This is a genomic window from Micromonospora sicca (assembly GCF_003172935.1).
GTDB lineage: Bacteria > Actinomycetota > Actinomycetes > Mycobacteriales > Micromonosporaceae > Micromonospora > Micromonospora sicca.
Map to the genome: position 1 here is coordinate 1 of NZ_QGKS01000177.1, position 651 is coordinate 651.

Sequence of the window (651 nt, forward strand, 5' to 3'; positions counted from 1 at the left end):
CGGATCGCCCCGGTGGTGAACCGCACCGACGGGGTCGACCGGCGGCGGGACTTGAAACGCGGGAACCCCACCCGCCGCCCGGCACGCTTACCGGTGCGGGAGTCCGACCAGTTCTTCAACCCCCGGGCCAGGGCGTCCAGGCCGGTGTTGAACGCCTCCTTCGAACACTCGGCCCACCAAGGCGCCACGCCGGCCTTCGCCTGATTCCAGGCTCTACGCAGCGCTGGCAGAGACCAGCCCTGCGTCGGGGTCAGGTCCACCTCGTCGATGCCGTAGGTGCGTTCGGCGGCCCGCTGATCCATGACCGCCTTGACTCGGGCCAGCGCCCAGTTGTGCGCCACCCGCGCCGCCCCCGCATGAGCCAACACCATCCGCTCCTGCCGGGGCGTCAGGTCCAACGCGAACCGGTACGCCTGCACCACACTCAACCGCTCCCGGCCCGCCACGCCCAGCACCATAACCACCCGGTAGGACGTAAACCCGCAACCACCAACGCCACACCCCCACGGCACCGAGCCGCCGACCGCCTGATCCCCCGTCCCAATGCACCACCCACACCGCAAGTCACTTTTAAGGTCACCAACGCATACCAACACCCACTCAACCGGCAACAGCTGACATCCCCCACGATCCGCCGCGCCGCGTCACCGC

1 protein-coding gene is annotated in these 651 nt (G+C 69.3%); it reads right to left on the reverse strand.

What is annotated here, in order from left to right:
• The coding region (locus DKT69_RS10190) for a helix-turn-helix domain-containing protein (protein ID WP_201749564.1) at positions 1 to 446 on the reverse strand (446 nt) is incomplete at its 3' end.
• Positions 447 to 651 lie beyond the last annotated feature (205 nt).